General features: G+C 39.7%; 18 protein-coding genes and 1 pseudogene. 8 read left to right on the top strand and 11 right to left on the bottom strand.

The window, feature by feature from the left end:
- Window positions 1-57 precede the first annotated feature (57 nt).
- The 5 genes from tpx to sppA form a co-directional block, all read right to left on the bottom strand.
- Entirely contained in the window at window positions 58-558 is a 501-nt protein-coding gene (gene tpx / locus ABVJ71_RS16330; protein ID WP_353854948.1) for a thiol peroxidase, read from the bottom strand.
- A gap of 110 nt (window positions 559-668) precedes the next feature.
- The gene (ytfJ, locus tag ABVJ71_RS16325) at window positions 669-1121 is read right to left on the bottom strand and encodes a GerW family sporulation protein (protein ID WP_353854947.1); all 453 of its coding nucleotides are present in this window, start codon (window positions 1119-1121) and stop codon (window positions 669-671) included.
- A gap of 14 nt (window positions 1122-1135) precedes the next feature.
- Entirely contained in the window at window positions 1136-1903 is a 768-nt protein-coding gene (locus ABVJ71_RS16320; protein ID WP_353854946.1) for a DUF2953 domain-containing protein, read from the bottom strand.
- A 39-nt stretch (window positions 1904-1942) separates the two neighbouring features.
- Window positions 1943-2467 (bottom strand): RDD family protein, encoded by a 525-nt coding sequence (locus ABVJ71_RS16315; protein ID WP_353854945.1) that lies wholly within the window; start codon window positions 2465-2467, stop codon window positions 1943-1945.
- A gap of 14 nt (window positions 2468-2481) precedes the next feature.
- Window positions 2482-3483 (bottom strand): signal peptide peptidase SppA, encoded by a 1002-nt coding sequence (gene sppA / locus ABVJ71_RS16310; RefSeq protein WP_353854944.1) that lies wholly within the window; start codon window positions 3481-3483, stop codon window positions 2482-2484.
- A gap of 460 nt (window positions 3484-3943) precedes the next feature.
- Between sppA and ABVJ71_RS16305 the strand changes: the two genes are divergently transcribed.
- The 7 genes and pseudogenes from ABVJ71_RS16305 to ABVJ71_RS16275 form a co-directional block, all read left to right on the top strand.
- Complete coding sequence (locus tag ABVJ71_RS16305; RefSeq protein ID WP_353854943.1) at window positions 3944-4747, top strand: NAD kinase; 804 nt, start codon at window positions 3944-3946, stop codon at window positions 4745-4747.
- A 115-nt stretch (window positions 4748-4862) separates the two neighbouring features.
- On the top strand, window positions 4863-6305 hold the full coding sequence (locus ABVJ71_RS16300; protein ID WP_353854942.1) for a DEAD/DEAH box helicase: 1443 nt from the start codon (window positions 4863-4865) through the stop codon (window positions 6303-6305).
- Between the two features lie 188 nt (window positions 6306-6493).
- On the top strand, window positions 6494-7543 hold the full coding sequence (locus ABVJ71_RS16295; protein ID WP_353854941.1) for a fatty acid desaturase: 1050 nt from the start codon (window positions 6494-6496) through the stop codon (window positions 7541-7543).
- A gap of 114 nt (window positions 7544-7657) precedes the next feature.
- The gene (locus tag ABVJ71_RS16290; protein WP_353854940.1) at window positions 7658-8794 is read left to right on the top strand and encodes a sensor histidine kinase; all 1137 of its coding nucleotides are present in this window, start codon (window positions 7658-7660) and stop codon (window positions 8792-8794) included.
- A complete protein-coding gene (locus ABVJ71_RS16285) occupies window positions 8791-9390 on the top strand; it encodes a response regulator transcription factor (protein ID WP_353854939.1) in 600 nt (199 codons plus the stop codon). Before ABVJ71_RS16290 ends, ABVJ71_RS16285 begins: the two co-directional genes overlap by 4 nt.
- Window positions 9391-9631: 241 nt before the next feature.
- Window positions 9632-10552: an iron-hydroxamate ABC transporter substrate-binding protein gene (locus tag ABVJ71_RS16280; protein ID WP_353854938.1), complete on the top strand. Its 921-nt coding sequence runs from the start codon at window positions 9632-9634 to the stop codon at window positions 10550-10552.
- 103 nt (window positions 10553-10655) lie between these two features.
- Window positions 10656-10787: pseudogene (locus ABVJ71_RS16275) on the top strand (DNA-binding response regulator); the annotation flags it as partial.
- A gap of 92 nt (window positions 10788-10879) precedes the next feature.
- Here ABVJ71_RS16275 and ABVJ71_RS16270 read toward each other — a convergent pair.
- The 5 genes from ABVJ71_RS16270 to ABVJ71_RS16250 all read right to left on the bottom strand — a co-directional run bounded on the left by ABVJ71_RS16270 (window position 10880) and on the right by ABVJ71_RS16250 (window position 17168).
- Window positions 10880-12232, bottom strand: coding sequence for an amidohydrolase family protein (locus ABVJ71_RS16270; RefSeq protein WP_353856722.1), 1353 nt, complete (start codon window positions 12230-12232; stop codon window positions 10880-10882).
- Between the two features lie 474 nt (window positions 12233-12706).
- A complete protein-coding gene (locus ABVJ71_RS16265; RefSeq protein WP_353854937.1) occupies window positions 12707-14284 on the bottom strand; it encodes an acyl--CoA ligase in 1578 nt (525 codons plus the stop codon).
- Between the two features lie 225 nt (window positions 14285-14509).
- Window positions 14510-14722, bottom strand: a complete 213-nt coding sequence (locus ABVJ71_RS16260) for an alpha/beta-type small acid-soluble spore protein (RefSeq protein ID WP_353854936.1) — start codon at window positions 14720-14722, stop codon at window positions 14510-14512.
- An 89-nt stretch (window positions 14723-14811) separates the two neighbouring features.
- Window positions 14812-16017 (bottom strand): tRNA uracil 4-sulfurtransferase ThiI, encoded by a 1206-nt coding sequence (thiI, locus tag ABVJ71_RS16255; protein WP_353854935.1) that lies wholly within the window; start codon window positions 16015-16017, stop codon window positions 14812-14814.
- 5 nt (window positions 16018-16022) lie between these two features.
- On the bottom strand, window positions 16023-17168 hold the full coding sequence (locus ABVJ71_RS16250; protein ID WP_353854934.1) for a cysteine desulfurase family protein: 1146 nt from the start codon (window positions 17166-17168) through the stop codon (window positions 16023-16025).
- A gap of 389 nt (window positions 17169-17557) precedes the next feature.
- Between ABVJ71_RS16250 and brnQ the strand changes: the two genes are divergently transcribed.
- Window positions 17558-18901, top strand: a complete 1344-nt coding sequence (gene brnQ / locus ABVJ71_RS16245; RefSeq protein ID WP_353854933.1) for a branched-chain amino acid transport system II carrier protein — start codon at window positions 17558-17560, stop codon at window positions 18899-18901.
- A gap of 41 nt (window positions 18902-18942) precedes the next feature.
- Here the strand turns inward: brnQ and ezrA are convergent, their stop codons facing one another.
- Entirely contained in the window at window positions 18943-20646 is a 1704-nt protein-coding gene (ezrA, locus tag ABVJ71_RS16240) for a septation ring formation regulator EzrA (RefSeq protein WP_353854932.1), read from the bottom strand.
- Window positions 20647-20816: the final 170 nt, after the last annotated feature.

Below are 20816 nucleotides of genomic sequence, written 5' to 3'. Positions count from 1 at the left end.
TATTCTTTCATTGAAAAGAGCCCCAGTATGAAGCCGGAGCTCTTTTCAATGCTGCCATTATAACAGTGATTTCGCAGCTTCAATTGCTTTTTCATAATTTGGATGATTCGTTGCTTCGCTCACATATTCTGTGTAGACCACTTTACCGTTAGGGTCTAATACGAAAACGGCACGCGCCAATAAACGTAATTCTTTCATATATACACCAAACGCTTCCCCAAAAGACATGTCTCTGTGGTCAGATAATGTTTCCACATTTTCAATGCCGTTTGCTCCGCACCAACGAGCTTGTGCAAAGGGAAGATCTGCACTTATCGTGTAAATATTGACCGGACCTAAATCGGCTGCCTCTTCATTGAACCGTCTTGTTTGTGCGTCACACACACCTGTATCAATAGAAGGAATCACTGAGATGATCGTCACTTTTCCAGCTAAATCAGAAAGCGATACTTCTCCGAGTGAATTCGTTAATACTGTGAAATCAGGGGCCTTTTCGCCAACTTTCACTTCATTTCCTACAAGCGTCACAGGACTCCCTTTAAATGTGATCGATGCCAAAACAATTCCTCCCTTATTGAATGTATGGTTCTATCATAGTAGAGAAAGCAAAAAACTGCAAAGCATAATCGTCCATTCTGAAAAAAAAGTTAACTGCACAGCAGTTAACTTTAGAGGTCTATATCATCTAGTTTTCGTTCTTTGTGACGATGCTCCCGTTCATCTCGCTTAAACATATGTTGAAGACGTTCAATTGCTTGAGGAGCAGAATCCAATATCTTGTCAAGCAGATGTGTGTGTTCATCCAAATGAAGCATTCGAACTCCGTTTGTTCCCACAATTAAGAAGGCAATGGGCGTAATGGATACCCCTCCACCGCTTCCGCCGCCAAATGGTAGTCTCGGTTCTTTTCGTTCTTGTTCATCAGAACGTTTTTCTTTCTTTTGGTTTCCATTAAATTCACTTCCGCCAGCTGCAAATCCAAAGCCGACCTTTGACACTGTGAGAATCACACTGCCATCAGGTGTTTCGACTGGATCACCAATGATCGTATTCACATCTATCATTTCTTTTAAGTTTTCCATCGCAGTCTTCATGAGACCCTGGATTGGGTGATCTGCCATTTTCGGGTTCCTCCTTAAACAGATGATTCATTCTTCGTTGCTTGAAGAGAGGCATTTTTTCTCGCCTTTCTTCCTTTTAACCAATGGGCAAGTAATCGAATGGCTGCAACCATAGCATGTCCAATACGAAAATAAGCTATACATGTAAAGTGCGTCTTTGACACATTGTGCTGAAAGGCTGGGATCACTTCATACACCGGTTTATGTTTGAACGTGAGATGCTCTTGAAGAAAAGCAAGCAGTGCTCCTTTGACAGACCACACGCCGCCGGCTGCCACGCCTGTTAAAGCGGCATCATGAAAGCCGATCCATGTAGTCCAGTGAAGTGACACAATTTTCATATGTATAAAGAATTGACGCATGATTTGATTTAAATCCACAATCTCTTTTGTGATGCGCTCCATTTGATGAAGGACTTGCTTCATATCACGTTTTCCAACTTTTTTGTGTTCGGATTCATCTTTTTGACTAGGCGTTTCGGACTTGGCCATATTCTTTTCACGAATATCAATCGTTTGATCTTCCATATTCACTCTTACCATCGGAATCTCTTTTTTCAACCTGACTATTCCATATAAAGTGATGATCTTAAGCGCAAAATGATCATTGTCATTTGCATGTGAATATTCAAGCGAAATGGTTACTTTCATGAGGATCAATAAGATCACCAGAAGACAAATAGCTGCGATCCATAATACATAAAGCACTGTATCACTTCCTTCATAACAAATGATGCTTTCTCTACGATTATGGCTATAAATCTGGATTTTATACCCAGACATCAAAAAAGAGCTTGACCGCAATCGGTCAAGCTCTTCAGATTACACGTTTGATTCTTTTTTTTCATAAAGATGTTCATGGACAACAACAGTGTCAGCAAAATAATCATGAACACCTTGTTTTTTGGATGAAAAAGCAACGACAGCATACAGAACAGCGATCGTGTTAATATAGCGTCCAACGATTTCCCTAAAGAAAATCACATCCCACGTGAGCTGCTTCTCCGGCTGAAGTGAGACGACTTTGATGCCAAACACCATTTTGCCGAGTGTTTGATGAAAGATTTTCGTCATGATAGCGAAATAAAGCAGGAAGACGATTGTGGTTATGACCGAGTACGGTGAAAACCAACCTCCTCCTTTAGACCAGCCAAACAAACTAAAGAGTGGAGAAACCGTCAAATGATTGACACTCCAGATAACGAGCCAATCAAGGATAAATGCCCAGAACCTGATCCAAAAACCCGCATATGCCTGTGCCTCAATAGAAGAGTGTTTGAATAAGTCCGAGTTCGCCTCTTCCACTGGTCCACGACTTCCGCTTACTTCATCGAATGTGGAATCCATCTATGTTCCCTCCTTTATTTTGAATAGAGATACATTGGTTTAGACCCGTTTGAGCCAGCCAGTGTTTCTTTCAAGTTCAGAAAATCAATTTCACTTTTAAAGAGCTTGCTTGCACCCATAGAGAAAAGAGAGTTCCAACCAAAGCTTTGAGAATAGCTAATTACTTCAGCATCTTTTAAGCCTTTTTCATTTTTCTTCATTGCTTTCAGTGCATCTTCATAGTACCCAAGCTCATCAACTAATCCATTAGCCTTTGCCTGTGTTCCATCATATACACGGCCATCGGCAATTTTTTTGACGTCTTGCTTGGACATACCACGACCATCAGCGATGACTTTCACAAACCCTTCATATGAATTGTCAACCATGCTTTGCATGATATTGCGCTCATCTTTCGTCATATCGCGATTTGGAGACATAATGTCTTTATACTTTCCGCTCTTGATGGTTTCATATTTAATGCCTAAATTATCCGCTAGTTTTGAATAATTAAGACTCTGCATAATGACGCCAAGAGAGCCTGTTAATGTTTCAGGTGAAGCGAAAATTTTATTTGCTGGTGTAGATACATAATATCCGCCCGAAGCTGCCATTGACCCCATTGATACGTAGACCGGCTTTTTCGCTTTTTTCACTTCTTCTAATTTTTTATGTATTTCGGCACTTTCATAAACACCGCCTCCAGGCGAGTTCACACGCAACAACACACCTTTGACAGTATCATCATCTTTTGCTTTGTCTAGTTCTTTTAAGAACGTACGGTGATCATAAGTTTCTCCGCCTAACAAGCTGGAAGCACCGCCATTATCTTGAATTGTTCCATTAATCTCAAGAACTGCAATTTTACTTGAGCCACTGCCATCCTCTAATACCTTTTCTTCGATTTCATCTCCAAATTGATAGCTCATTTTGTTGTCATTGAAGTTTTCGAACAAGGCCATCGTGATACTAATCACAACAGAAAATCCGAATACACCAAGTGCAATGACTAAGGCTACCCATCTTTTCGCATTCATTTCTTTTTCCTCCTTTTTTTGACTCACTTCATACATACAAGTCTTCACATGAAATGTTTCACAAGAATTGTTGTTTTTTACATTTCATTTCAACATATGATAGCACCTATCATAAATGACGATCAACTTTATATCGTCTGAGATAAGAATCCACATATAAGAAAATGGATTTTTTATCCTTCTCCACACATCCATTAGCACAGAGACTCACCGTAACGAAACACCTAAACTTTCCTTCAAAGAAAGAGACAAATACTAAATTATACTTACTATCCTGTCATTGTTATTCACGTATATTGACTCATTTCTAATAAGTCGACCTCCTCTTTCTCTATTTTCTGTCAGCCACTTTCGATTCTTTTTACTTTCATATGAAAAAAGTGTAAAATGTGAAAAAGGATTTTCTCATGTGAATCCTTTTCATAGGAAATCTATTTTGACAACAAAGGGGAGAACGTCAATGACAGACAATCGTCGCAATGTATTTTTCTTTTACAAAAAAGATCATGAATTGGATGAACACATTTCTTCTCTGGAGAAACTCGCTACAGAACAAGGCTTTCATGTCGTCAAGCGTGCAGAGGATGCCCATATAATTGCTTCAATTGGTGGAGACGGCACATTTCTTCAAGCAGTTCGTAAAACGAATTTCCGTGATGACTGCTTGTACGTCGGGGTATCAAAAACAGAGAATTCGCACCTATACTGCGATTTTTCATTAGAGCATTTTGATAAGATGATGGATGCCATGAACACCGAACAGATTGAAGTGCGAAAATATCCAATCATTGATGTAAGCGTTGACAGCACAAACCAGTTCCATTGTTTAAATGAGCTGTCAATCCGCTCTAGCATCATCAAAACTTTTGTCATTGATGTATTTATTGATGATTTTCACTTTGAGACGTTTAGAGGGGACGGCATGATTATCTCAACACCGACCGGCTCAACTGCCTATAATAAATCCGTGAGCGGCGCCGTTGTAGATCCGATGCTCCCTTGTATGCAAGTGACAGAGCTTGCTTCATTAAATAATAACTCGTATCGCACACTTGGCTCACCATTCATTTTAAGCAGTGACCGCAAGCTAACGCTGAAAGTCGTTCAAGATGGAAACGACCATCCGATTATTGGACTTGATAATGAGGCACTGGGCACAAAACACGTGAAACAAATAGACATTGGTCTTTCAGGCAAAGTGATGAAAACCGTCAAATTAAAGGACAACTCATACTGGGAAAAAGTAAAACGCAGATTTCTTTAAAGGAAAAGCTCCTATACGGAGCTTTTCTTTCTTTTCACCATGTGGTGTCTTTGAAAAGATGTGATATGATATCACCAGTATGAACGTAAGCCTTGCTTACGAAAAGGAGAACACAATGCCATTCCAACATTTTAATCAATATAAATTAAGTCATGAATTGAAACAAGCGTTAGAAGCGCTTAACTTCCATGCCCCTACACCGGTTCAGCATGAAACGTTATCGGTAGCTTTCTCAAAGCAAGACCTCATCGTCAAATCCCAGACAGGAAGCGGAAAGACAGTTGCATATGGTCTACCAATCTGTGAAATGGCGGATTGGTATGAAAATAAACCTCAAGCCCTCATCCTTGTTCCAACACGTGAACTGGCCATGCAAGTCAAGCAAGATCTCACAAGCCTCGGACGATTTAAACGAATTAAAGTAGCCGCAGTTTATGGAAAGTCCTCTTTTAAAGCACAAAAATTAGAGCTTGCGCAAAAAAATCATATGGTTTGCGGAACCCCTGGGCGAATCTTGGATCATCTCGAAAAAGGCACCCTTTCATTAGAAAAACTCAAATTTTTCGTTTTGGATGAAGCAGATGAAATGCTGAATATGGGGTTTATTGATCAAGTGTCCGCCATCATTCAGCACCTTCCGCCAAAGCGCATGTCGATGTTATTTTCAGCGACGATGTCTGATAAGATGAAGGAACTGAGCGAGCAATTTTTACAGTCGCCAAAAGTGATTGATATCGTGCCTGAGAAAACATCTGTACAGCAGATCACACATACCCTCATTGAAACAGACGAAGACGAAAAGTTTTCGCTTCTTCAACGAAGCATCGTGATTGAAAATCCAGATAGCTGTATTATTTTCTGCAATACACAAGAACGAGTGAATGAACTCACAACGAAGCTGGATGATTGGAATATCCCATGTGACAAAATTCATGGAGGTATGAGACAAGAAGACCGCTTTGCCGTCATGGAAAAATTCAAAAACGGCGAATTCCGTTACCTTGTCGCAACGGATATTGCGGCTAGAGGAATTGATGTGAGCGATATGACACACGTGATTCACTATGATCTCCCGTATGAAAAAGAACGGTATATCCATAGAACCGGAAGAACTGGCAGAGCGGGTAAAAACGGGAAAACGATTGCTTTTATGACAAAAACAGCACAGCCGCTCATTCACGAATTAGAAAAAGATGCAGACATTGACTTTATGACTCAGCCCTATCCAACAAAAGAAGAGGCTGAGCAGCATGTAACCATCTTTAAGGAGAAAATTGAAACGCCTCTTCATAAAAAAAATAAACAGGCTATGATTGAACAAGATATAATGAAACTTTATTTTAACGGAGGAAAGAAAAAGAAACTTCGAGCCATCGATTTCGTTGGCACCATTGCCAAAATTGAAGGCGTTAAAGTTGATGACATTGGCATCATTACAATTGAGGAAACGAAAACGTATGTGGACATCTTAAATGGTAAAGGACATCTTGTGCTGAGAGAAATGCGGCAAACAACCATTAAAGGAAAACAACTCAAAGTACATGAAGCTCGTTCTTAAAAGTGAAGGCCACTGGTCTCCACTTTTTTTATTTTCATGATATTGGCTTAAAAAGCCTGATTTATCAGCCTTTTCAGGGTCCAATATGACAAATGTCATATTGGGTGCATGATGGGTGCTACTATGAACCGCTTCCCTTTCCTCCTATACTTTGAATTAGAAACGAAACAGAAAGGACTTGAACTTTCATGACGACTCAATCGAATACAAAACAACAAGCAACTTTAAGAAAACAAGTGGGTCAGTTTTCTGGAGCCGATACAAAAAAAAGCATCATGCAACTGATCAATACATTTGTACCATTTTTTGCACTTTGGTTTCTTGCATACTATAGCCTCAACATCTCCTATCTTTTGACCCTCATCTTTTCTATCTTTGCAGCTGGATTTTTAGTACGTGTGTTTATCATTTTCCACGACTGCTGCCATCAATCCTTTTTTAAGCAGAAACAGCTTAACCACCTTTTTGGATTTCTGACTGGTGTACTCACTCTTTTCCCTTATCTCCAGTGGCAAAGAAGCCACTCGATTCACCATGCTACAAGCAGTAACTTAGATAAACGAGGAACAGGCGATATTTGGCTCCTCACTGTGAAAGAATATGAAGAAGCATCTGTATGGACGAAAATCCGCTACAGATTGTACCGCAATCCATTTGTTATGTTTATTTTAGGACCGATTTTTGCCTTTTTAATTCAAAACCGTTTTAACGTCAAAAGCGCTCGTACAAAGGAACGCTGGAACACCTATTTAACAAACGTAACGATTGTTTTGTTGGCAGTTGCCACATGGTTTCTCTTTGGCTGGCAAGGTTTGCTACTTGTCCAAGGTCCAATATTTCTGATTTCTGGCTCAATCGGTGTATGGTTGTTTTATGTGCAGCATACATTTGAAGATTCTTACTTTGAAGCCGATGAACACTGGAATTATGTGCAGGCAGCTGTGGAAGGAAGCTCATTTTACAAACTGCCTAAATTGCTTCAATGGTTAACAGGTAATATCGGCTATCATCATGTCCATCATCTAAGCCCAAGAGTACCGAATTATAAATTAGAACATGCACATGAAGAGAGCGAGCCGCTCAAAAACGTCCCAACGATCACACTTAAAACAAGTATAGCTTCAATAAAATTCAGACTTTGGGATGAAGAGCTGAAAACATTTGTTACCTTTAAAGAAGCACGTAAGGCTAACAGCACATCTCCAATCAATAGAGAAATGTTAAATAAAAACGCTTAATATACGCAGGCTCTTTCTTTCATAGAAGGAGCTTGTTGTATTTGCAAGATGCAGCAACGACCCTAATTTGATAAAGTAATGAGAAAGAATGAAATATGGAAAAGGTGGCTTTGGATGAAAAAACATTTTAAATTTCAAAAATTACATGGGATCTCCCCTTATATATGGGCAATATTTTTCATCCTGCCCTTTTATTTTATCCTTAAGACCCCTTCGACTATAGGCATTGTGGTCGGTATCATGTTGAACATCGTTTTTTTTGCAACCTATCGTTTTGCCTTTGTCGCAAAAGGTTGGTCTTTATATGTATTAGGTCTTTTGCTTATTGCGATTTCTACTGGATATGTGATGATGTACAGCTACTTTTATTTTGCTTTTTGCATTGCTTATTTCAATGGTCATATTAAAAACAAAGTACCATTTTATATTTTGTACTACACCCACGTTGCTAGTGCCGCTGTTGCGGTGAATTTTAGTCTAATTTTAAAAAAAGGATGGTTTCTCACACAGATTCCCTTTGTTGTCATCACGTTTATTAGTGCCGTTCTCCTGCCGCTTAGCATTCGTAGCAGGAAGGAACGAGAGCAGCTTGAGGAGAAGTTAGAATATGCCAATGAACGTATCGCTGACCTTGTGAAACTTGAAGAAAGGCAACGCATTGCCCGGGATCTCCATGATACACTTGGCCAAAAGCTATCGCTTATCGGCTTAAAAAGTGACCTTGCCCGAAAATTGGTTCACAAAGACCCTGAACAAGCACGCATTGAACTGAAAAGCGTCCAACAAACAGCCAGAACGTCTCTCAATGAAGTGAGAAAAATTGTATCCTCCATGAAAGGCATCCGTATAAAGGATGAATTGTCAAACATTCAACAAATTCTTAAAGCAGCCAATATCAAATTGATATATGATGAAAAAGGAGCACCGAAACACATCTCTCTTCTCAACGAAAACATTGTGAGCATGTGTATGAAAGAAGCCGTCACCAATGTCGTCAAACATAGTAATGCCACCATCTGTAAGATCACGATCCATCAAAAGTCAAAGGAAGCGGTCATTACGGTTGAAGATGACGGAACGTTTAAAGGAGACCATTTGTCCTCCCAGACGAAAGGACACGGTCTATTAGGAATTAGAGAAAGACTGGAATTTGCCAATGGACGCCTGCGCATTGAGACCAAAGGCGGAACAAAGCTCATCATGAGCATCCCAAATGATTCATCATCAAAAGAAAAGGAGGCGCACAGATGATCAACATCTTCATTGCTGAAGATCAGCAAATGCTGCTTGGTGCACTTGGTTCACTCCTCGATTTAGAAGAGGATATGACAGTAGTTGGTAAAGGAACAAATGGGCAAGATGCCATTGATTTTGCTAAAAAACAGCCCGTTGATATATGCTTAATGGATATTGAAATGCCGGGGAAATCCGGATTAGATGCAGCAGAAGAACTCAAAGAGACTGATGTGAAAATTATCATCTTAACGACCTTTGCCCGCCCCGGCTATTTCCAAAGGGCACTGAAGGCTGGTGTGAGCGGGTATATGCTTAAAGACAGCCCTAGTGAAGAACTGGCAAGTGCCATTCGAAGCGTAATGAAAGGAAAACGGGTGTATGCCCCCGAGCTGATGGAAGACTTATACAGAGAAGAAAACCCTTTGACCGAAAGAGAAAAATCTGTCCTTGAGCTTGTAGCAGACGGGAAAAACACAAAAGAAATCGCAAAACAACTCAGCATAAAAAGCGGAACTGTCCGTAACTACATATCCATCATTTTGGATAAACTAGAAGTAAAAAATCGAATTGAAGCCATTACCCGCTCAAAAGAAAAAGGTTGGTTTAAATAAAAACCAAGGATCAGGGCTATACGCCGCCTCGATCTTTTGGTTTTTTATATTGAAAAAATCTCCTCTCTGTCAAAAAAAGAACATTATCCGACTTTTTACCCTCTTTTCATGCGCATCTGACAAAATGTAATTGACAACAGACTCCTCTTCTATGATATGATAATCAAGTGATAATGATAATTATTATCACTTAAATACCAAATATTCGGCATGTGAGCCGATTGCAAAGGAGTCTACATTCATGAAGAAATTACTGTTCCCTCTGATACTCATCTTTGTGCTTGCGTTGAGCGCTTGCGGCAATAGCAGCAACTCATCCTCAAATAAAGGAAATCAATCGAAGTCATCTGACACGATTACATACCAATCTGAAACAGGTCCTGTAAAACTGCCTGCACATCCAAAACGTGTGGTTGTTCTAGGTTCTTATACGGGCAATGTCATGTCACTTGGAGTAAACCTTGTTGGTGTTGACTCTTGGTCAAAAAAGAATCCTCGCTTCCAAAAAAAATTAAAAAATGTGGAAGAAGTATCCGATGAAAATGTGGAAAAAATCATGAAACTAAAGCCTGATGTCATCATTGGCTTAAGTAATACAAAAAATGTAGAGAAACTAAAAAAAATCGCACCTACTGTCTTGTTTACGTATAACAAAGTCGATTACTTACAACAGCATATTGAAATTGGGAAAGTATTAAACAAAGAAAAAGAAGCAACAGCATGGGTCAAAGATTTCAAAAAACGAGCGACTGAAGCTGGTAAAGAAATCAAAGCAAAAATCGGTCAAGATGCGACAGTCTCTGTTTTTGAGAGCGGTCCAAAAGATCTTTACGTTTTTGGAGATGCTTGGGGTCGAGGAACAGAAATTCTGTACCAAGCAATGAAACTAAAAATGCCTGAAAAAGTAAAAGAAAAAGCTTTAAAACCCGGCTATTATACGATTTCACAAGAGGTCCTACCTGACTTTGCTGGGGACTATATGATTATTAGTAAAAATAGCGAAATGGATAATTCTTATCAGAACAGTGAAATATACAAATCCATTCCTGCTGTGAAAAAACATCGTGTGTTTGAAGCAAATGCTGAAGAATTTTATTTTAATGATCCACTCACACTAGAATACCAACTATCATTCTTTAAAAAGCATTTCTTAGGTAAATAATATAAAGCAAGGGATCTCTTCCCTTGCTTTTTTCTTGTCTGCTTCTGGCGGCAGGGCATTTTTTTCGCTACAATTTACATACAAACTATTTTGATAAAGTGCTTTGTTTAAAATTTTACTGATTAAGGACGATACAACCCTTTTTCAAGAAATCAAAGACAAAGAACGTTACGTCAACTGGTCTGATGATGTCTATGAGATTACAGACTCCTATCAGGTCATGCAGGAATTCACCTGCTGACCTTCTTCGTATCCTGTCGATCGTTTAGTCATCAGAAAAGCTTGATCATGCTAACCCCCATAGGCTCATCCTATGAGGGTTGACATTTATAAAGGAGTCGATTCAAACTTGTGCGATAAAATATGGTCTCTTGCAGCATAGGCTTTTTGTTTGACATCTTCTAGGTTCACACCGATAAGTTTTCCGTTTCGTTTCACTGCTTTTCCTGCAACATATACTGAATCAACATTTGAAGGGTGTGCAGTTTGGACGATCGCACCGGCTGGATCTGTCATTGGCAAGAAATTCAGGCTTGTTCGATTGATCATAATGAAATCAGCTTCTTTACCAGGTGTGAGCGATCCAATTTTATGGTCTAGCTTTAATGCACGTGCACCGTCAATGGTTGCCGCTTCAAGCATTTGATGTGCTGACAGCCCGAGTTCTGGTCCTGGCATTATGCCTTCCATCAATAAAGATTGATTTTGAATCGCACGTTCTGCCTGAAGACCAAACTTCATTTGTGTAAAAAGATCTCCTCCCGTCGCTGTCACGACGTCTACCCCAAGCGTCGGGCGCACACCATGTTCAATAGCAAGACCTGTCACAGGATAACCATGTCCCATCATCATTTCAATTTCAGGTGTAATCGATATAGAGCTTCCGCTATCTGCCAGCATCTTCATTTGATCTGCATCGATTGCGTTGATATGAACCATGTTTACATCTGGTCCTAGTAATCCTGCTTGGTGAAGCCGTTCAATAGATCGGTCAGCTCCCCCCCAATTTCCAAACCCAATGTGCATACTACATAAAACATCTAAAGACTTTGCTGTTTCAATTTCAAAGACTGATGTCTCCCAAGAGGAAAATTCCGGACCGCGAATTGCCAGTCCCATCGTTAACAACTGATCTGATGATTGAAAATGCGTTTTTTTCACGCGAGCTGCATCTTCCATATTTGTGAGTGTGCTCTCTCTATCCCAATATGCTGCATCACCAGAAGTTCCAAAGGCAAAGACGGCACGAATGCCCGCATCTTTCAATCCCCCAATGAGCTCTTCTGTATGATCCATCGAATTGATCATTGTCCAGTCTAAAAATGTTGTAACGCCTGCATCTAAAGCTTCTAATGCGCCTAAATAATTTGCAATTCGATCATCAGATGGGCGTCTCATTGCCCCATAGTTGCCGTAATATATTTTGCTTAAGTATGTCTGCAGAGACCAATCTGTTCCAATACCGCGGATGACAGATTGCCAAACGTGGCGATGGGTATCGACAAGTCCTGGCATTAAGACCATATCTGATGCATCCACTACCTCTGCATCACCTGCTTCTATACAGGGTGCGACTTCTAAAATATTTGCCCCTTCAATGATCATATCTCCCTTTTCTAGAAAACCTAAAGATGGATCAAGAGTCAGCAGGGCCGCATCTTTAAATAGAGTCTTTTTCATCATTATCCCCCTTTTTCATGTGGCGAGGGTGAGGTATCTCACCCATCATTGTCATTTTAAAACAGAACAGGTTCAAATTAGAAGGAAAGTGACTCAGAATACTTGATGTCCATTTGAAAATGCGATATATGCGCTTCCGCTTCACGTCTTGTTTACCTTTTGACTACATTACATTGATCTTAAAACAATTAGCTACCAATGAATCACTCACACCTCATGAAATTGCGAATTGCCAGAAGGGAAGCTCAAAAAATGCTTCTCCTATTTTTCATGTAACTTTCTTTCCCAAAAAATATCAAAAGTAGCATATACCCTCACTTAATTGTCTCTTCATCCTCTCTTTGAATACTTGATCGTTCACTTCGATAAAAAATATTTGTTGTATCTGGAACATCCATCTTAAGATACGACACAATAAAAAAAGCGTTGGATGTCTTCCATCCAAACGCTTCTTTTCGTTTCCAGTATGATTGATTATGCTTTTCGCGCAAGTTCTCTTTCTCTAAGCTCCACACGTCGAATTTTCGCTGACGGTGTTTTAGGGAGTTCATCAATGAACTCGATTTCTCTCGGGTATTTATATGGTGCGGTGGTATTTTTCACATGTGTTTGCAGCTCTCTGATGAGCTCGTCACTTTGTGCAGATGCGTCACGAAGTACGATATAAGCTTTAACGATCGATCCTCTAATTTCGTCAGGGCTTGCAACGACGGCACATTCTTTGACTGCTGGGTGCTTGATGAGTGCATCTTCTACTTCAAATGGTCCAATGGTATAACCTGAGCTGATAATGATGTCATCACTGCGGCTTTCAAACCAGAAATAACCGTCTTCGTCTTTTTTTGCCCTGTCACCAGTGATAAAATAATCTCCGCGGCGCTGCATTTTTGTGCGCTCTTCATCTTTGTAATATTCCTTAAATAGTGCCGGCGTTTCAAGATGAACAGCAATGTCACCAATTTCTCCTGGTGCACATACATTGCCTTCCTCATCAATGATATCCACTTCATTACCTGGTGTTGGTTTCCCCATACTGCCCGGCTTGACGTCCATTCCTTTTAACACGCCCACAAGCAATGTACTTTCGGTCTGACCGTAGCCATCTCGCACATCTACATTAAAATACTTTTTGAATGTATCAATGACTTCACGATTGAGAGGTTCTCCTGCAGACACTGCACTGTGGAGCTTTGGCAATTGATATTGATCCAAGTTATCTACTTTGGCCATAAAGCGATATTCTGTTGGTGTACAGCACAGAACGTTGATTTCATTTTTTTCAAGCAGCTCTAAATACGTGTTCGGATGAAATGTTCCTCCGTATACAAAGCCTTCTGCTCCACTGCCTAGGACAGATAAGAGAGGACTCCACACCCATTTCTGCCAGCCTGGTCCTGCTGTTGCCCATACTTTATCTCCTTCATGAATGGAGAGCCATGCTTTGGCCGCCGTACGTAAATGGGCATAAGCCCAGCCATGAGTATGAACAACCCCTTTTGGGTTTCCTGTTGTGCCTGATGTATAGGATAGAAATGCCATATCTGATCGGTCTGTTTGTGCCATTTGAAGCTCACTTGGTTTATTGTTCTTTTGTTCTACAATATTTGCCCAACCTTGATCATTTTCGCCAATCGAGAATGTTTTAAAATCTTTCGGGTAATTCGTTCCCTCAAACGCTTGTATGAATGAAGCGTAAACGATGGCTCCCTTTGCTTCTGCATGTGCAATTCTGTAATCTAAATCTTTTGCACGAAGCATTTCTGAACAAGGAATGACCACCATGCCTGTTTTTAAAATAGCTAAATAAATGCTGTATGCCTCTAACATGCGCGGCACCATCACAATGATTTTATCGCCTTTTTTAAATCCTGCATCTAATAAAACATGACCTATTTTATTGGCCTCTTCTACTAAAGCTGCATATGTCAAATGCGCTTCATGACCATTTCCATCCTGCCAATGCAGGGCCATTTTCCCGCGGTCTTGACTGAAAGCTTCAATCTCACTTACTAAGTTATATTGTGCTGGTGCAATTAAGTCTTCTCTTTTCATGGTACCGCTCCTTTTAGCCTCTTTCTTTGAAACCTTTTATGTTTCAATTTACCTATTTTAACACTTATAACTGAAAAACGCTTAGATTAGGACCTACTCCTAGTATTATGCCATAATTTTTTTGATTCGTCTCCATTTATATAAATATTCTAACAATTCATATGTACAAAAAGAAAAGAGCGGGAATAATCCCGCTCATAAGCCATAGCTTTTTCATTGTGTGTCTTAGAAAGATCCGCCACCCATATGTTGTTGAGCGTAAGATACAAGACGCTTAGTGATTTCTCCACCAACTGATCCGTTAGCGCGAGCTGTTGTTTCTGGTCCAAGGTTTACACCGAATTCAGAAGCGATTTCATACTTCATTTGGTCGATTGCTTGAGCAGCGCCTGGTACTAGTAATTGGTTAGAACTGCTTTGTCTGTTTTGTTGAGCCATGTGTTCTCACCTCCTTGTGAATATAGATTGTGTAGAAACACATGACTTCATGCGATTGATTTGATGGTAATTATTATGAAATTTTCTTTTTAAAATAAATCAGCAAATTGATCCGCCGTTTTCTTTTCATTTGTGACAACGATTGTTTCCATTTGCTCACATGCTTCGTCAAGCAGCGGCTCGAAATCAGCAAAGCTTTCGTACCTTTCTACTTTCTCAAGCTTTGGTTTTGTTTTTGGGGAAGGTGGTGTAAAGATCGTACAGCAATCCTCAAAAGGCTGAATGCTTGTATCATATGTGCCAATTCGTCTCGCCTCTTCGATAATGTCATTTTTATCAACTGCAATGAGTGGACGAATGATTGGTGTGTTTGTGACATGATTAATTGCATACATGCTTTCGAGTGTTTGACTTGCTACTTGGCCTAGACTTTCCCCAGTAATAATTGCAAGTGCATCACGCTTTGCTCTTATTTTATCGGCAATCTTCAGCATCATTCGTCTCGTCGAGGTCATCGTATAGTTTTCTGGCACTTGTTTGTGAATCAGCTCTTGGATTTTTGTGAACGGAACAATGTGAAGCTTGACTTCGCCTCCATATGCGGCAAGGTGGGTTGCAAGATCAATCACCTTCTGCTTTGCACGTTCACTTGTATACGGCGGACTAAAGAAATGAACCGCTTCAATTTGAATCCCGCGTTTCATGGCATGATAGCCTGCTACTGGGCTGTCAAAGCCGCCTGACAGCATAAGCATGGCTCTTCCGCTTGAACCTACCGGCAATCCGCCTGCTCCCTTTACATCTTTAAATGTAATATAAGTGGCGTGCTCTCTGATTTCAATTCGCAAATGGACATCAGGCTGTTTCACATTGACAGTCAAGTTTTCTGTATTTCGCAACACATGTCCGCCAATTTCACGGTTCATTTCATTTGAATCAAGCTCAAATTGTTTGTATGACCTTTTTGTGGTGACTTTAAATGTATTGCCTTTTTCATACACTTCTTGTACAGCAGTTAGAGCCGCCTGCTTGATCGCATCAAGATTTGTTTCACATTTAACAGCAAGACTAAAGCTTTGAATGCCGAACACATCTTTTAGACAATCTGAAATGGGCGCTGGATCTTCACCATTTAGCATGATCGTGATGCGGTCTCTGTCAGAAGCATACTTTAATGCTTCAAAGTCTTTCAGGACGAATCGAATATGCTGTCTCAGTTTTTCAATGAATTTTTTTCTATTTTTCCCTTTTGTAGAGATTTCACCAAAACGGACTAAAATGTGATCATACTTCATGTTGTTTATCTCATTCCTTTTAATTTTTTCACACTTTGTGTGATGGATGTGATGACATGTGAAACGAGCTCAGGACCTTGTCCATATGTTAAACTGATTCTCATACTGCTTTTAGCCACTTCTTCTGATTTCCCCATGGCTAACAGTACACGACTTGGTTCCTTTTTCTTTGCTGAACATGCGGATGTTGTAGAGACGAAAATGCCTTCTTCTTCAAGCATATGGAGAAGGACTTCTATTTGAATACCTGGCACAGAAAAATTCACAATGTGCGGAGCACTTTGCATATTCGGTGTGTTGATAATGACACCATCTATTTCAGCAAGCTGGTCAAGCAACTTTGTTTTGAGCAACAGCATTTCATTGCGGTGCTTCTCCAGTTTTTCAAATGATTGTTTCACTGCTTTTACTAAGCTGACGGCTCCGGCAGGATTTTCTGTACCTGAACGTATACCAAACTCCTGCTCTCCTCCTGTGAATAGAGGCGTAAGCACAGTGCCTTTCTTAAAAAAGAGAGCACCTGTCCCTTTCAAGCCGTGAATTTTGTGGCCTGACATTGTCAAAAGGTCAATATCGATCTGTTGTTTATTCAGTTCTACCTTCCCCATCCCTTGCACACCATCCACATGAAACAGTGCGTTTTTTGCATACTCACGTATGATTTTGCCAGCCTCTTCAATTGGCTGAATAGCACCCGTTTCATTGTTCACATGCATGATACTCACGAGCACCGTATCAGGACGAAGAACTTCTTTTAATGAAGTCAAATCTACATGTCCATGTTTATTTACATGGATATAGGAGATGTCAAAGCCAAATAACGCTTTAAGCTGTTTGAATGATTCGATGACAGAGGGATGCTCAATTGTTGATGTCACAATGTGTTTGCCTCGATTCATTTTGGCGAGAGCAGCACCTTTAATGGCAATGTTATTCGCTTCTGTTGCACCAGAAGTAAAAATGATCTCGTGTTGTTTCAAGCCTACATATTGAAGCATTTGCTTTCGTGTCTCACTTAGTAATCGATTTGCATCAATTCCAAGTTGATGAAGGGAAGACGGGTTTCCAAAAAACCGTTCACTTACTTGTTGATATACATGTAAAACCTCTGGGTAAGGTTTTGTTGTTGCACTATTGTCAAGATAAATCATATCGGAACTCCTTATAGAAAAGCTTTTTTAAAAAAGTTTATCTATATGTTAACATATTGCAAATAGACCGAGAATTCATCTGATAAATGGCAGGTTGACAACTTTCCATTTTCACTATATCATGCATAGTGCCATTGTCATATCACCATTAAAAATGTCAGAATATTTTAATATGACAAAAAACAGGAAGCGAATTATTTCCCGCCAAGCTTCTTAAGAATATTTATTATTTTTCTTCAAATACTGAAATAGAAAAATTCATGACTTTTGTATGAAAACACATGTTGACATCAGACGTACATCCTTTATAATTAGTGAATGTTGATTAAGAACGATTTTTAGCAACTAATTAACAGAATATTTCAACATAACAATGGAGGCTTTATTCAATGAAGGCAACTTTGTCGACGAAAGATACGGTTATTATAGGTTTTATGCTATTTGCTTTATTCTTCGGCGCCGGTAATATGATTTATCCACCAGAGCTCGGTCAATATGCTGGGCAAAATGTGTGGAAAGCAATGGGCGGATTTTTATTAACAGGTGTTGGTTTACCTCTTCTTGGCATTATCGCAATCGCATTAACAGGTCGTGATGCAAAAGGGCTTGCTGATAAAGCACACCCGACATTTGGCACAGTGTTTACAGTCATTTTATATTTATCTATTGGACCTCTTTTTGCCATTCCTCGTACAGGAACGGTATCATATGAGATTGGAGCATTACCATTTTTAGCTGGTGTACCAGCTTGGCTGTCGCTTCTTTTATTCACACTTGTATTCTTTGGTATTACGTATTATCTTGCTTTAAATCCAACAAAGGTTGTCGACCGTGTAGGGAAAATTCTTACACCGATTAAATTTATGATTATCTTTGTTATCATTGTGAAAGCCATTTTAACGCCAATGGGAGTCATTGGCACACCAGACGCCTCATATAGCAATGGTTCATTTTTCAAAGGATTTCTAGAGGGCTATAAAACAATGGATGCTCTTGCTTCTATTGTGTTTGGTGTTGTCATCATCAATGCCATTAAAGGACGCGGTGTGACAAGTAAAAAGGCTCTCGCTTCTGCTTGTATCAAAGCTGGGCTTATTGCTGCGTGCGGATTAACATTTGTATATCTGTCACTAGCTTATTTAGGCGCTTCTAGTACACATGCGATTGGATTCATTGGAGACGGAAGCAAGATTTTGGCTCGGTCCTCTCAATTTCTATTCGGCAGTCTAGGAAATATTGTATTAGGTGCCGCTATTACTGTGGCTTGTTTAACAACTAGTATTGGTCTTGTTACATCATGCGGAGAGTATTTCTCAAAGTTATTGCCTAAACTTTCTTATAAAATGGTCATAACACTTGTGACATTATTCAGTTTTATCATTTCAAACTTTGGACTTGCTCATATTATCGCTTTCTCTGTGCCAGTTCTAACGGCTATTTACCCGCTAGCCATTGTGATCATTGTCCTGTCACTTGCAGATAGATGGGTTGGTCATAGAAGACCTGTTTATGTTATATCTTTAATTTTAACTGGCTGTGTGAGCTTATTTGACGGCTTAGCGGCTGCCAGCATCCCAATTGGTCCAGTAAAAGACGTCTTTATGACATTATTACCTTTATATGATCTTGGCATTGGCTGGATTGTTCCTGCTTTACTCGGAATTGTTGTTGGATTCATTATTTCTCTTTTCACTTCTTCTGTTCCAGAGCAGCGTCAAGAACAAGCATCATAACATTTAAAAAGCTGAAGTCCGGTAAATGGACTTCAGCTTTTTTATTGATGCTGATATTCTTTTTTCTGTTGAGCAAGTAGCTTCTCAACTGCTCCAGGTGATGCTTTTTCAACCGCTGCTGCTGCCACATCAAATGAACCTGTATAATCGTATGCATAAAATCTTCGTTCTGCTTCTTTTAACTGCTCTGATAAAATATGATTTTGACTTCTGAAACGATTGCCATATTGAATAATACGTTCAATTTGATCAACTTTATTCAGCATGTCTTGTGTATCGTTATAGACACTTCTCACTGTTTCAGACGCTTCTTTTAATTGTTGGTTGACTGCTGTCATATTAAGCGGCAGGTTCTCAAGCTGTTCATGGGCTTGCTGAATCATGTCCTGCGCCTTTTGGGCTCGATCCTTTATGTCAGCAGGTATGCCTGGAATGTTACTTTTTTGCAACTGACGCACTGTATCCGTCAGCATCGTTTTGAGTTCAGCAAGCGTTTCTCTTGCTTGCAGTTCTTCTTTTCGTAATGATTGAAGATGTTCTTTAAATGCTTCATGCAATTCCTTTGCTTCATCAATAAAAGTCGCAAGCTGGTCTATTTCGTCCATTAATAACGAATACGCCACATGATCACGATCAAGCTTCTCGCGAATTTGCTTCATGAGCTTTTCAATTTCTTCTAATCGTTTATCAAACGCTTTCTGCTGATCAAGCTCTCCTGCCGTCAGCTTATAGCTTTCTTTCACAAGGGCTGTCTCTGCCTTTGTTTGCACATGATCTTGTTCGAGCTTTTCGAACGCTTCAGTCAGCTCCGGCATCTTGCTTTTGATTTCATGACCTGCCTCTACTTCAGCTTCTAGTTGATCATATAGCGTCTGAATCGCCTCATCAATCATTTGCAGAATACTTGATGCCTCTTCTAGATTAAGCTCGTCAATGAGAAGCTTTTCCGCACGGCTGAGCTGTTTATTTAATTTTTCTAGCTCTTTTGTGATTTGGATATGCTCAAGCTTGTAGCCTTTTTCTGTCATTTCTTTGTAACCGTCTTTCAGCTTTGTTAGCTGTCCTGGTACTGTTTGTTTACAATCAGCAATGAGTTTCGGTACATCATTTATATACAATTGGAGCTGATCAAGTCTGCGGTCTTGCTCAAGAAGAATTTTCCTTGCCTTCATGTAGTTTCCGTTTTCTGTTTCTTCTTCATACTGCTTCATCCCTTCCCAAGCCTCATCTAAATCCTGCTCCATCTTGTCATAAAGGGTTCCATATAGATGGCTATACGCAAGTAGATTTTTACGAACTGTTTGATATTGCTCTTTGACCTTTTCAATGTCCTTGCGGTTTTGCTCCTCGCTTGTGACAAGATCTGCAATCTCTTTTAAAATGTCTTCAATGTTCGAATCAGCAGCAGTTAGCAAGTCCTGAATGTGCGTAAGGACTTGCTTGGCTTTGGAGAATCGATATTTATCAGAATACTCTTCTGCATCATATAATAGCTCCTCTACCTTTGGAAGATGCGAGGTGACGATATCGTCCCACTCTGAGCGCCACCTTTCAAAAAATTGCTCTGTTTCTCCGGTCATTTTGAGATGTTTGATTTTTGAAATTTCTTCTACAATTGATCTGTTTAAAATTTCAATCTTCCATGCTTCCAATCGGTCAATTTCTTTATATATATTTTTTCGCAAAAAATAACCGACTGAAAACAAAGCAAGCAAAATGACAATTAAACCGATGATTAACTCCATAATGAGCCCCCTTGTTGTGATCTAAGTGATGTCAGGGTAAAAGTGTCCCAAGTAAGACCTGAGAACCCTTTCGTGTATGCTTTGCATTTGTTTTTTATTCGCAATATCACATATTTTTCATTAACATCCATTCACGGTTTTATGTATGTTTTTTCAAGAAAGTAATTCAG

Origin of the sequence: Bacillus sp. Bos-x628 (genome assembly GCF_040500475.1) — a bacterium.
Classification (GTDB): Bacteria; Bacillota; Bacilli; order Bacillales; family Bacillaceae; genus Bacillus; species Bacillus maqinnsis.
The sequence above is the reverse complement of the archived record's forward strand: the minus strand, read 5'-3'. Positions and strand labels throughout refer to the sequence as shown.